The organism is Qipengyuania profundimaris (assembly GCF_030717945.1).
In the GTDB taxonomy this organism is placed as follows: Bacteria; Pseudomonadota; Alphaproteobacteria; order Sphingomonadales; family Sphingomonadaceae; genus Qipengyuania; species Qipengyuania profundimaris.
The window spans coordinates 2,769,176-2,781,819 of sequence record NZ_JAVAIM010000001.1; the positions used below are offsets into that span (position 1 = coordinate 2,769,176).

Below are 12,644 nucleotides of genomic sequence, written 5' to 3' on the forward strand. Positions count from 1 at the left end.
TTCTATGTAAGGCCTTAAGCTTTCCGCGAGCATCTCGTAGCGACATCAACGAGCGATCGTACAGGCATTTCGAGTGCAGCTCGCATTTGGCCGGTTCGATGACCGCCTCGTCGGTAGGCTTACGAGGCGGTCATCGAGCATTACGCCGCTCTGGAAAAGCTATAAAGTCATGGGTCGAAATACGAACTAGCTGGCACTGTCCGTTCGGGTCGTTGGGAGGACCACCGATCTCCCCGCCAACACGATCTGGACCTGTTAGAAACTGAACCCCAAAGCAACACCATATCTACGAGGATCCAAAGTGTAGATATTGGTAAAATTCCCCGAGGATGCGTCGGTCAAGTACAATCCTGTCACCGAGCTGCTGTCGAAAATGTTCTGAACAAATCCGCGCACGAACCAACGCTCATCCGCACTGTTCAACTGCACGATCGCGTTGGCTTGCACGAATGGCTCGATCCGGTTGACCCTGCCGTTAAAGATATTGCCGTATTGCTCACCAGTCAGCGCTACGTCCACGCGAGGGACCAGAGTCATGCCATTGTCGAAAGTGGCGGTGTACTGCACACCCATCGAAACCTTCATTTCGGGGGCCTGCGGCAACTTGTTCCCTTTTATGTTGACCTCTACGCCAGGGCTTAATACCGCAAGGCCGCTGCCCGCCGGAACGGCTCCGGCCAAGACATCGCAAATGCTGAATGCGCCGCTTGACGCAAGATTGCCGTCATTAGGAAATTCTTCGGGACCACGAAGACCCAGAGCTGCGTTCACTCCGGCGACGAATGCGTCGGCCACGCCGGGGGCTGGCCCGGTTACGGCACAATTAGCACCGTTGCTGATATCCTTGATGATGACGGCATCAGGATCGCCGCCACCCGGGTCGCGCGGATTGGAGAAGAACTGGTCGCCGGCAACTTCCGCGTTGAGATAACTGAACGTCAAGTTGACAAGCCAATCGGGATCGGGCCGGATAACGGACTCTAGTTCCACACCCCAGATATCGGCATCGATAGTATCATTAACTGAGGTACGGGCGACGATGCGGCTAAGCTGCAACCCGCTATACTTATAGTAGAATGCAGTAGCGTTTAATTGCAGTGCGCCATTCGCAAAGGTATTTTTCGATCCGATTTCAAATGCGTCGATGGTTTCTGATCCGAAGCTTTCAGCCACATCGAAAACGGGCGAAAGGGGCGGGTTGATACCCCCGGATTTATAGCCCCTAGCATAAGATGCGTAAATCGAATTGTCAGGCGTAACTTCGTAGTCGAGCACCGCACGCCCGGTTATTTCATCGAAACCTACTTCTCTAAATTGCGTGAGCTGCTCACCTGGCGTACCAGGATCGGCATCAAAAAGACCAGAGGGACCGGTTAAGGGAGTGATCGGGCTGTCGAACGGCTCCCCGTCATTCGCGTAAGGATTGAGGAAGCTAATCAAGGTCGTGCGCGCAGTCACGTCTTTCTTGTCGTCGTTATACCGCAAACCTCCGGTGAAGGTCAGACGCTCGGTCAGGTCGACGTAGATCTCCCCGAACACACCGAAGCTCTCAAGATTAGCCTCGAGAGAATTGTTGCGGTACATGGATGTTGCGAAGTAGGATGGCGGTGCACCGCCTGCCAAAGTACCAAACGATCCCAGAATGGCACTGGCGTAGTCAAGCGCGAATGAGTTTACATAGTAACTGTTGTCGGTAGTCTTGGACTTTGCATAGATCCCTCCGAGCAGGAAATTGAATGCTCCGTCGAAATCACTGGAAAGGAGTATTTCGCCGCTCCAGGATTCGCGTTGCTCTGAAGACCTGTCGAAGGATAGCGGCGTTTCGCCGCACAATACATTACCTTCGAACGCGCCCCTGTTCCCATCATCGTTATCGGAGGTGCACAATACGCCCCCTGGGCCATTGGGGATGAGAGCCTCCACAATCGGGGTAAAATACGCCGACGAACCTGGCACGAACGCCGGTGCAGGTGCGGGGAGGCCGGTAGGCAAACCGTTGGCCGCGAAGCCGGACAACACGTTCAAGGCCGTAGCAAAGCCGGTACGATCCTGAATGCCCAGAAAGTAGTCCTGCCGGGAATCGACTTCGGTGTCCTGATAAAGACCGGTTGCAGTCAGTGTCATAGCTCCGATGCGCTGCTCGAGACGGGCCTGTAGCTGCACTTCATCGGCAAAATAGAATGGAGTATACGCCGTGTTTACCGTGCGCACATCGTCGGGCTTATCGAATCCTGCAAATGCATCGGGGCCGTACAGGCTTCCCAATCCCAGTACTGAGGGAATTCCCTGAATAGCGAAGAACTCTTGCGAACTGAGCGTTGCGCCGACTGTGGAATTGGCATTGGTGATGTCAAAGTCGCGGCGATTGTTCAGACAACCCAGCACGCCGAGCGGGTCACGCTGGCAGGCCTGCTTTTGATTACGTAAACGGGTGTCATCTTCCCTGAAATAATATGCCATGAAGTCGAGAGTGGTATCGGCACCGGGTTCAAAACGAAGAGAACCACGAACAGCGTACATGTCTCGGTCGTCGACATCCGAATTGTCGAAAAGGTTTGTGGTGTAACCGTCGCGATTCAGAAAGAATCCGGCTACCCGAACGCCGATAGAATCGCCGATCGGGACATTGACCATCCCTTCGGCCTTGATGCTGTTGTAATTCCCATATTCGAACTCTCCGGCCGCGCCGAAAGAACCGAGGTCAGGCTTGGCTGTCACAAGGTTGACAACACCCGAGGTAGCGTTGCGGCCGAAGAGGGTGCCCTGCGGCCCCCGTAGGACCTCAATTCGCTCAAGGTCAAAATATTCTGTTTCGAACAGCCGGGTACCAAAAAGAGGGGAACCATTGATATGGATAGCCGTCGCTGCGTCACACGTCACACCAACACAAAGATCGCCGATACCACGGATGGTGAAGGACGACCCGGTGAAGTTGCCCTTCGAGAATGAGACGTTCGGGAGCGTCAATTGAAGGTCAGCAGCGTTTTCGATCTGCTGGCTTTCGAGAGCCGTAGCATCGAAGGCACTGACCGCGATCGGCACCTCTTGCAGACTTTGAGATTGGCGTTGGGCCGTCACGATGATTACGGATCCTTGGGGTTCCGCCTCATCAGTTGTGGAATCCTGCGCTAAAGCCATCTGCGGCCAAGCCAAGATGGCCGAAGTGGCGAGCACCATCGCTCTCAGTGTCATATAGCATCCCTTCCCATCTCTTCAGTGCGACGATAATTGGCTCCGCCGCTTACTGCAAAATGGGGCGACCTCGAGGGTCGCCCCTTAGTCTGTGGAGAGGAGAGGGAGAGAAATAGCCCAATCCCCGTCCATGGGCATATACATCCGCGTGATATTAGTAAAGCGCCTTATCTTTTGACCCCATGGGCCACGATCCAGATCGCACGCGGAGTGAACGTTTGCTAAAGATCAGCAATGGTTGGCGTGCTAAGCGAGTTGCTCCCGATAAAGCTTTTGCCCCAGCTGGCATCGAGACCAACGAAGCGTTCGCCGTGCCGACGGCGACAATAGTTCGGATATAGTACAAGATGAATATGGACGCCCTTTGCCCCCATCTCGCTGGCCTCTGACCAGGAACCAGCCTCTTAGTATGGGGGATCTCAGAGGCTCCAAAAGGCCAGTACCGCCCGTAGCGCAGCGACGAACGCGAGCGGCTGATCCAGCATGAGATGATGGCGTGCATCGGGCACTGCAACAATTGGTATCTTTCCCCCTCCCAGTTCCCGGATATAGCGGGCGGAATCGCGATCAAAGAGCTGACTTTTCTCGCCGTACACAATCGCTTTGCGCCCGGGCGCATCGACCAGCCTCTGGCCTACTGTCAGCCATTCGTCGGGCTTGTTGCTGCGCCGGAACACTTCGGAAGAAAACTTCCATGTCCACTCCTCGCCATCGCGGCGGAGAGAGTGATAGGCCATGTAATCCATCAGGAACGGCTCACCAACTGCCTGCGGCGGCGACAGGATATACCTCTCGCGCGCCGCTTCGTAGGTGGGGTAGCGTCGCACCGGTTTGTCAGGATTACCCGACCCGGGGCTCGATCTGCCCATGGTCCAGTATTTCTCCAGCTTTTCGGGCCGCATCACCATGAGATCGCAGACAATAACGCCGGCGAAGGCATCCGGCGATTGGGAAACGGCGGTCAGCGCTGCACCCGAGCCGAAACTATGGGCGATGATCGTCGGTCTGCTTCCATCTGCAAACAAATCGAGCGCTTCGCTGATCTCGACAAATTCCTTTCCCCGCGCAGCTATATCGGCCACGCCGCGCATCTCGCTATCGCCCATACCGGCAAGATCGAACGCCACCACGTCGTAGTCTTCGGCAAGGTACGGTGCGATGAAGGCAAAGCAGCGGGCATGGGCGAGAAAACCGTGAGTCATGAGCAATTTGGGCCGGTCACGCCTGCCCCAGCGAAGATAATGCACCCGCGCGCCACCAACCTCTACGAAGCCTTCCTCACGGGGCACGCTCAGCGCCCAGGCGAACCATTCGGGTATATCCGCCCCGTCGCCGGCCCATACGGGATCAATATCTGTTGACCCGTCGTGGATTGGTTTCATTTCATTCATTTCGGCGCAGTCTCCATACCGGATAGTGTATTCCTGATAAAACCACGATAATCGTGCCGTGCGACATCGTGGCATAGATCGGCGTAACCAGATACGCTGGGGAAATTGATCAGTTGTCGGGGTTTGCCGGGAATATTGGCTCTCATGTACCACGATTCAGCCTTGGGGAAGAGCGTCATCGACCCTACTTGGGCGACCATATCGGTCCAGCTTCGCTCGGCCAGCGCATCGGCTTCGAAAAGGCCGATCCTGTTATTGCGCAGCCAGATCAGGAAATCGCAGATCCAGTCACCCTGGATTTCGGCGCTTGTCGGACCGTTGGAAAAGCCTGAAGGGCTGAGCGGGCCGTAGGCGAACAGCATGTTCGGAAATTGGGCGACGGCCATGCCCAGATAGGCTTTGATCTCACTCTTCCATGCTTCTGCCAGCGCCAGCCGACCGCGGCCGGTGATGTTCATGTCGATGAGCCCGCCACGACCGGCATCGAAGCCGGTCGCGAAGACAATGAGATCGCACGGGATCATGCCAGTGGCTGTTTCTATCCCGGCCTCGGTGACGCGAGTGATCGCGGTGTCGTTCAGATCGACCAGCGTCACATTGTCTTGTGCGAAGATCTCGTAATAATTCTGTTCGAGCGATGGTCGCTTGGTCCCGAAGGGATGTGGCGGCTCATCGGGAGCGAGCTTCTCGGCAATGGTCGGGTCGCAGATCCGCTCGCGCACCTTGTCACGCCAGAACTCGTAGGCGTGGCGATTGGCGTCCTCGTTCGTCAGTATGTCAGCGAAATTATGATACCAGAAGCGCAACCCTCCTCGCTGCCACAAATCCTCGAAATGCGTAGTCCGCTCTTCCTCGGTCACAGCCAGGGCCGAAATGTCCAGCGATTGGCATTCGAAACCGCCACTTGTCGTAAGCCTTTTCTGGAAGACAGCGGGATATTCGGATTTTTCGCGAAGCTGACGATCAGCGTCCAGTTTTTCCTGCCGCATGGGAAGGGCGAGAATCGGGGTTCGCTGAAAAAGCGTCAGCTGCTCCGCGCAGCTTGCCGCCTCCTGCGCCACCTGTACGCCGCTGGCACCCGTGCCGATCAGGGCGATCCGGCGGCCGGAAAGGTCGATGCCTTCCTGCGGCCAGCGGGCGGTATGGCACCATTCGCCTTCGAAATCGCTAAGGCCCGGGATATCGGGAATGTAGGGTTTCGAGGCGAACCCCAGGGCCGGCAAGAGGAAACGCGCGCTTACTTTTCCGCCATCGTCGAGCTTCAATCGCCAGCAGGCGGTGTCTTCATCGAACGGCGCGCTTTCGACCCGTGTTTTCATTCTCATTGCCGGCCAGAGGTCGAGCGTATCGCAGACGTGGAGGAAATAGGCGCGCAGTTCTTCCCAGCCTGGAAATCGTTCGCTCCACGTCCAGCTTTTCCATACTTCCGCAATGGAAAATTCGTAAAGTGGAACCTGGGAATCGACCCGTGCTCCCGGATAGCGGTTCCAGTACCAGATTCCGCCCGGCTGCTCCGCTGCGTCTACCAGCAGAACATCGAACCCCGCCTGACGCAGCTTGTAAAGCAGGTATATTCCGCTGAACCCGGCCCCGACGATTACGACATCATAGTCAGGAAGGGGCGAATGGCTCACGAGGCCCCGGCACCCGCTTTCGCGATGTCTTTAGCCGTAGTATAATCCGCCTTGCCGTTTGACGCGCGCAAGGCGGTTTGCGTTGGGCAAATCGCCTTGGGCGTTTTGTAACCTGCCAGTTGCTGGCGCACGTGATCCTTGATCGCTTGCGCGTCGAAGTCCGCATCCTGGGTCAAATGCACCACAGCGGTCACCGCTTCGCCCCATTTTTCGTCAGGCACCCCGACGACAAGCGCGTCGGCAATGGCGGGATGGGTTTTGAGCACTTCCTCCACCTCCTCGGGGTAAACCTTTTCACCTGCGGTGTTGATGCAGACGCTGCCGCGGCCCAGCAAGGTCAGGCTTCCATCGGATTCCACCCGGCACCAGTCGCCCGGGATGGAGTAACGCACGCCATCGATCGTCCTGAAAGTCTTGGCCGACTTTTCCGGGTCCTTGTAGTATCCTGTGGGGATTGCGCCCTTGCGGGCAATAAAGCCGGGCACGCCGCTCCCCGCCTCGACCTTCCGGTCGTTCTCGTCGAATACGTCGCAAAATTCCCCGATCCCGAATTTCGCGGTGTTGGTGCCGCCCTGTGCGGTCGTCACCGACAAGCCGTAGCCCAGCCCTTCCGAAGCGCCAAAACTGTCCATGAGGATGACCTGGGGGATATGTTTGCACAGGCCCGCCTTTACCTGTTTACTCCACATGACGCCGGACGAGATGATCGAAATCAGGCTGCTCGTGTCCCAGCGCTTCGGGTGGGCGTCCAGCGCCTGCAGCATGGGTTTGGCAAAAGCGTCACCGACAATGGCGATGCTCTGCACCTTGTGCTGGTCCACCGCATCCCACAATTCTTCCGCGTCGAAGGATGGATCGGACAGCGTGACGATGGCCCCGCCCGACATGAGCGTGCCGATAGCAGTAATGAACCCGGTTCCATGCATCAGCGGGCACGCCGGCAAAGTGATGCGCGCAAGCTCGCCCTGCTTCACCAGGGCCACCATTTCCTCCATGGTCTGGGGAACCGGACCCAGCAGCTTTTGCGCGTCGAGCTGAGCCTTGCGCATATCATCGTGTCGCCACATCACGCCCTTGGGCATGCCGGTGGTACCGCCTGTATATATGAACAGCAGGTCATCGGGGGAACGCTCGATATCGAGAGGCGCGCCGTTACCTTCTACAAGTTTTTCGTAAGGAAGCGCGAAGGAAGCGATCTGCGAAGCATCGCCGATTTCTACAAATGTATGAACCTTGGTCAACCGTTCCTTCAGTTCAAGAATGCAGTCGCGGAACTCGGAACTGTAAACAATTACCTCGCTATCGGAATCGTCGAAGATGTAGAAAACCTCCTCGGGACGGTAACGATAATTGATGTTCACGTGCGTGAGGCGGCCCTTGAAGCACGCGGCCATCAATTCCCCGTATTCGGGACGGTTGCGCATGTAGAAGGCTATCTTCGCCCCGTCGCCTGCACCTTGCGCGCGCAGATTGCGCGCCAAATTGTTCGAACGCTTCGACATTTCGGGCCAGGTAATGATCCGGTCGCCGTGAATCAGCGCCGGAGCATCTTCCGGGACCGCAGGCTCGATTGCATCAAGGATGTCGCCAAGGTTCCAGTCGATCACGTATTAATTCCTCTCTCCTTGGTGGCCACGATTTTGTCGGTAGCGTGCGCCTAATTCATCGTCTCATGCGACCTGCGTCCACCCCTGCAAGGCCGCTGCTTCGGCCCGGACCGCTTCGGGACCTCCCAGAACCTGGCGGTCGAAACCGATTCGCTTGAACCAGAAATGCAGACCTAGGAGATCGGTAAAACCCATCCCCCCATGCACCTCGGTTGAGGTTCGGGCGACAAAACGGTGGACTTCGCCCGTATGTGATTTGGCATGGCATGCCACCAGCGAAGCCTCGTCGGGCGTCGCATCGAACGCATGGGCGGCATACCAGACCAGCGAACGGGATGGTTCATGGCGGGCAGCCATTTCCGCGCACATATGCTTGACCGCCTGGAAGCTGCCGATCACTCGTCCGAACTGTTCGCGCTGCCCGGCATAGTCGACCGCTTTTTCGATCATAGCCTGGCCCGCACCGAGGCTATCGGCGGCCAGGAGCACCCGGCCGGCGTCCCGCAGGCGCCTGACTGTGGCCCCACCATCGTCCGCGAGAGCCTCGCCCGCTACGCCAGAAAACCGCAGCTCCCCTACGCTCCGGGTGCGGTCGATCGTTTTGAGAGCAACCTTCTCCAGACCCGCAGCATCGCCAGCTACGAAGTGCATACGACCGGCGGTATCGGCTACCAGAAACGCGTCGGCTTCCAGGAAGTCGAGCGCGAACAAAGCCGTTCCGTCGAGCTTTGCGCCGTCGAAGTCCACGCCTGCCCGGTCCCGGATCTCCACCGTTTCCGCGATCGCGACGGCGATTTGCGCCTCGCCCTTCGCTATCCTCGGCAGCCAGTGCGCCTTCAACTCCTCGCTACCGCCCTGTGCCAGCGCAAGGGGTGCCAGTACATGGGCACCGATAAAAGGCACCGGCGCGACGGCATAGCCGAGCTGCTCGGCCACAACGGCGGCATCGAGCATTGTCATCCCGAGCCCGTCATGTTGCTCGGGAACCATCATTCCCCAAATGCCGATTTCGCCCAGCGCCGAACGCACGTTGTCGCTGAAGGGAACCGAGCCCTCCGCGCATTCGCGCACATGATCGAGCGGACAAGTATCAGCAAGAGTGCGGCTGATCGCGTCGCAGAGCATCTCCTGGTCTTGCGAAAGTCCGAAATCCATCAGGCGGCTCCCTTATTCTGCCCGCTTGCAACGGCCGTCGCCTGTTCGGCCGCGGGAGGCGTTGCGAACTTGGGTTCGCGCGGCATTTCCAGCCCGCGTTCGGCGATGATGTTCTTCTGGATCTGGGCGGTGCCTCCACCGATGATCAGACCAAGCTGGAACATGTAGTTCCACTGCCAGGCACCGTCTTCGCGCTCGCGCTCGCTTCCGTGATAAAGTATGCCCATCTCGCCCATTGCGTCGATCGCGAGCGCGGAAATCTGATGGGCGAGCTCACAGCTCTGCAGCTTCACGACAAGTTTCGCCATGCCGCCGGCATCCCCCCTAAGGCTGTTCGACAGGATGCGCATGCCGTTGAATTTCATCGCCGCGACTTCGGCTTGCAATGCAACCAGCCGGTCACGCAGAACGGCGTTGTCCATTGCGCAACCCTGGCCGATGCGTTCTTTTTGCATCAGCCTGACCAGCGCCTGGAGCCGGTTTTCCAGTGCATCGGGGTCGCCCAGCATGCCACGTTCATGGCCCAGTGTGGCATTGGCCACGTACCACCCCTGCCCGCGCTGCCCGACGATCTGGTCCAGGGGAACCCGCACGTCGGTAAAGAACGTTTCATTGAACTCGGCATGACCGGTCATGGTCTTGAGTGGTCGGACCTCGATCCCTGGTGTGTCCATCGAGAAGATCAAGTAGGAGATGCCGCCGTGCTTGGGCGCGTCCGGTTCGGTCCGAACAAGGCAAAAGATCATGTCCGCCTGCTTGGCCGTGCTGGTCCAGATCTTCTGTCCGTTGATGACAAAGTCGCCATTTTCGACGCGGGCGCTGGTCTTGAGCGCGGCGAGGTCCGATCCCGCTCCAGGTTCCGAATATCCCTGACACCAGACTATCTCGCCATTAAGGGTCGGCTCGATCCATTGCCGTTTCTGGGCTTCGGTTCCGAGTTCCAGCAGCGTGGGAACGAGCATGGAAATGCCCTGGTTCGCAAGGCCTGCGGGGATGCCAGCGCGCGAAAATTCCTCGGCAATGATCCGCGATTTCAGGATGTCCGGCTCGGCTCCGTATCCGCCGTATTCCTTGGGAATCGTACGCGCCGTGTAACCATGCAGGATCAACAGCTTTTGCCATTCGACGGCTTCGGGGGAAGGGCGCGCGGCACGGCCTTGGCCATCGGGTGCGCGGTGACCGTGGGTTTGCAGGAACTGGCGCACTTCCTCGCGAAACGCGTCATACTGGGGTCCGTAGTCGAGATCCATCTTGGTCTATCCTTCTGCGCGCGCGATCGAGACGGGTCGGAATACTGGCAGGCGAAAATCTTCGGAGATCGGCTCGAAATCCAGCGTGACCGGCAGATCGAGCTCAAGCTCGTCGAGCGCGCAATCGACCAGCCGGGTTGCCATGCGCACTCCCTCCTCCAGTTCCACCACCGCAGCGATGAAGGGAATCTCGCCGGCGAAGGCGGGATGCAGTGCCTGATGGGTCACCGTCCAGGAAAACAGCGTGCCATTGCCGGTGCTACGCTCCCACGACCATTCAGGAGAACCGCATCGGGCGCACATATAGCGCGGCAAATGCCGAAAGCTGCCGCATCCGTCGCACTGCTGGAAGTAAAGGTTGCCGTCCTGGCACCGGTTCCAGAATTCCTGCTCCACCGGATCCTGCGGGCGCGGCTTTGGCTTGGCTGGTGCGGCCTGCGCCGAGGGGCGCATCTTGGGCGGCAGATCTTTCTCGTCGCTCACGCAAACCTCCTCAAAATCGCTATACTGCCGTCACCCAGATCGCCCCAGCCGGTCACCAGGCCGGTCTGGGCGCCTTCGACCTGCCGCTCCCCACAATCGTGGCGCAACTGACGCACCGCCTCGACGACATGGTTCAGTCCCCAAACATGGGCCTCGCTCAGCAGGCCGCCATGGGTGTTGACGGGATAGCGCCCGCCCAGCTCGATCTGGCCATTCGCGACGAACTCTGCCTGTCCACCTGGTTCGCAATAGCCCAGGGCCTCCAGCTGCAGGAGAACCACGTAGGTGAAGCAGTCGTAGATCTGCAGAAAATCCATGTCTTCGCGATCGACCCCCGCCATTTCGAACGCGCGCGGCGCGGCGTAGCTCAGGCCGATCTTGAAGGGGTCGGGACGCGAAGGGATATCGTCGGCGGGGTAAGGATGCCCTTCAGCCGCACCGGCGATGCTCACGGGAACATGCGGCATGTCCCTGGCGCGGTCTATTCGCGAAACCACGACTGCGCATGCCCCATCAGTCTCCAGACAGCAATCGTAGAGGCGAAAGGGTTCGGATATCCAGCGCGCGGAATGGTAGGTTTCGGCATCCAGTTCCCGGCCATAAGTGAAGGCCTGCGGATTCATCTGCGCATGGCGACGGCACGCCAGTGCAACGGCCGCCATCGCTTCCGGGCCGATATCGTAAATTCGGGAGTGCCGGGTGGCGAGCCAGGCATACATCTGCACCGGCAGGAACACGCCATACGGAATGTAATAGCCTTGGATCGTATTCGTCAGGGTGTTCATGTTCATCGGCCGCGTCGGCGGTGCGCCAGGCTTGGGCCGCAAGGCGGAATAACCGTTCCACCCGAGCGTCACCAGCACATGGTCGCATAAGCCGCTGGCAATTGCCATCGCGGCGTTCTGGAGTGCCGTGGTAGGGCTCGCCCCGCCCATGTGGACCGTAGAGGCATAGCGCAGAACTTCGATACCGAGGTTAGCCGCCATCTCTTCCGAGGTGGTGTAGATCGGCGGAGGAACCATGCCGTCGATATCCGACGGCTTCAGCCCTGCATCTGCTATGGCTTTGCGCGATGCTTCCAGCATCATGTCGACCGCGGTTTTCTCGGTGCCTTTCACGAAAGCGGTTTCGCCCACTCCGGTGATGGCCGATTTGTCGCTTAAGCTCATGCCTGCCTGACCGCCTGGTAATCGCGTTCGAGCTGTTCGGAAAGAGCGCGCACCCTCTGATAGGTCTCCGGCGGACGCAGTCGCAACTCGCGGCGGACATCCTCCAACGGACGATCGAGATTTTCTTCCCAGTAGAAGGTGGTCAGATCGGCTGCAGCCCGGCCCCGGCGCCACGCTTCAAATGCAGCGCGCGCCACTGGCAACTGGGCAGCTTCCAGTTTCATCTTGGGAATGCCGACGCCCACGATGAAAGCGATCCCGTGATTATAGAATTGCGCGTTTCCGAAGGACAGCACGCACAATTCGCCCAGTGCGTCCCTGCCGTATCCGGTGACGACATGAAACAGGTCATGCGAATCGCGAAGGCGCCGACGATAGAGGGAAACATCGGGGTCGCCGAGGTCCTCCAGACCTCCGGCCTCGCTGGCTTCCGCCAGACCTTCTGCTGTCAGACCCTCCCCGTAAACAAAATCGAGGTAGGCTCGGCCAAGCGTGCCAGACGCACAGGTCGCAAGGCGTTTGCGATCGCACAAGGTTTCAAGTAGGTCGGCCCGGTCGGAAGCGATACGCCGCCCATCGCTCGACTTCATGAAGCGATTGAAATTCCGATAATAGGAATTGCCCGACAATGCCTTGACGATACGGAACACCTGCGCCGTATCCTCCTTGTCGGCAATCAACTGCCTCATTGCCCCAGCGCTCTGAGAGGCTCTACGGGGCGGCGCAATTCATGACCTTTGGCGTAAGCCATCTTCTTGCCTCC

Annotated in this window: 9 protein-coding genes; all 9 read right to left on the reverse strand. The window is 58.6% G+C overall.

Translation table 11 applies throughout. The features are described from left to right. Positions 1-255: 255 nt before the first annotated feature. A complete protein-coding gene (locus tag Q9K02_RS13735; protein WP_041685421.1) occupies positions 256-3,192 on the reverse strand; it encodes a TonB-dependent receptor in 2,937 nt (978 codons plus the stop codon). 419 nt (positions 3,193-3,611) lie between these two features. Beyond that, positions 3,612-4,583 carry an alpha/beta fold hydrolase gene (locus tag Q9K02_RS13740; RefSeq protein ID WP_160673234.1) on the reverse strand — a complete coding sequence of 324 codons (972 nt, stop codon included), beginning with the start codon at positions 4,581-4,583 and terminating at the stop codon, positions 3,612-3,614. Continuing rightward, complete coding sequence (locus Q9K02_RS13745; protein ID WP_305933405.1) at positions 4,580-6,217, reverse strand: flavin-containing monooxygenase; 1,638 nt, start codon at positions 6,215-6,217, stop codon at positions 4,580-4,582. The genes Q9K02_RS13740 and Q9K02_RS13745 overlap by 4 nt, the downstream gene beginning before the upstream one ends. Next, a complete protein-coding gene (locus Q9K02_RS13750; protein ID WP_160673240.1) occupies positions 6,214-7,824 on the reverse strand; it encodes an acyl-CoA synthetase in 1,611 nt (536 codons plus the stop codon). Before Q9K02_RS13750 ends, Q9K02_RS13745 begins: the two co-directional genes overlap by 4 nt. Before the next feature lie 63 nt (positions 7,825-7,887). Further along, complete coding sequence (locus Q9K02_RS13755; protein WP_160673243.1) at positions 7,888-8,979, reverse strand: acyl-CoA dehydrogenase family protein; 1,092 nt, start codon at positions 8,977-8,979, stop codon at positions 7,888-7,890. Continuing rightward, the gene (locus Q9K02_RS13760) at positions 8,979-10,229 is read right to left on the reverse strand and encodes an acyl-CoA dehydrogenase family protein (protein WP_011415898.1); all 1,251 of its coding nucleotides are present in this window, start codon (positions 10,227-10,229) and stop codon (positions 8,979-8,981) included. Before Q9K02_RS13760 ends, Q9K02_RS13755 begins: the two co-directional genes overlap by 1 nt. A gap of 6 nt (positions 10,230-10,235) precedes the next feature. After that, positions 10,236-10,712, reverse strand: a complete 477-nt coding sequence (locus Q9K02_RS13765) for a Zn-ribbon domain-containing OB-fold protein (RefSeq protein ID WP_160673246.1) — start codon at positions 10,710-10,712, stop codon at positions 10,236-10,238. Beyond that, entirely contained in the window at positions 10,709-11,881 is a 1,173-nt protein-coding gene (locus Q9K02_RS13770) for a thiolase C-terminal domain-containing protein (protein ID WP_006834186.1), read from the reverse strand. Before Q9K02_RS13770 ends, Q9K02_RS13765 begins: the two co-directional genes overlap by 4 nt. After that, entirely contained in the window at positions 11,878-12,570 is a 693-nt protein-coding gene (locus Q9K02_RS13775; RefSeq protein WP_063511645.1) for a Coq4 family protein, read from the reverse strand. Before Q9K02_RS13775 ends, Q9K02_RS13770 begins: the two co-directional genes overlap by 4 nt. Positions 12,571-12,644 lie beyond the last annotated feature (74 nt).